At 71.6% G+C, this 430-nt stretch carries 1 protein-coding gene; it reads right to left on the bottom strand.

The genetic code is table 11. The features are described from left to right. Positions 1-430 (bottom strand): hypothetical protein (locus AB4Z02_RS19135; RefSeq protein WP_441972955.1); only part of this gene is annotated, 430 nt, incomplete at both ends.

The following is a 430-nucleotide window of genomic DNA, read 5'->3' as shown; positions in this document are numbered from 1 at the left end:
TTCCTGTGCCGGTGGAGCTGACCAGCCTCGCGATTCGCGGGCCGATTCCGACGGTCACGGCCAGGTCGCCTCCCCCATCCGGTATCAGCGGGGTCTCCCCTGCCTTCGTCGCGATCAGCGACGCGATGGCGCTGCCCACCGTGGCGAGGTCGCCGACCAGCGTGCGAACGGCTGCCGGATCGGCGAGCGTCTTCGGAAGCGCGAAGCTGCTGACGAGCGCGTGCGGATGCGGAGTGACCGGCCGCGCGACCCCTGCCTGGGTCGGCCCGTGCGGGTCCGAGTTCCAGGTCGCGGCGGGCGAAGGCGAGCTGCTTTCGGTCGGGATGAGTGCGCGAACTATTGCACCGCCTGCGACCGCGCCGACGCCGGCCGAGAGTGCCCCGCCGAATGCCCGTCGGCTGAGGCCCCTGGGCTGCGCATCTTCCATCAC

It is taken from the genome of Pedococcus sp. 2YAF34 (assembly GCF_052114585.1).
GTDB lineage: Bacteria > Actinomycetota > Actinomycetes > Actinomycetales > Dermatophilaceae > Pedococcus.
The sequence above is the reverse complement of the archived record's forward strand: the minus strand, read 5'-3'. Positions and strand labels throughout refer to the sequence as shown.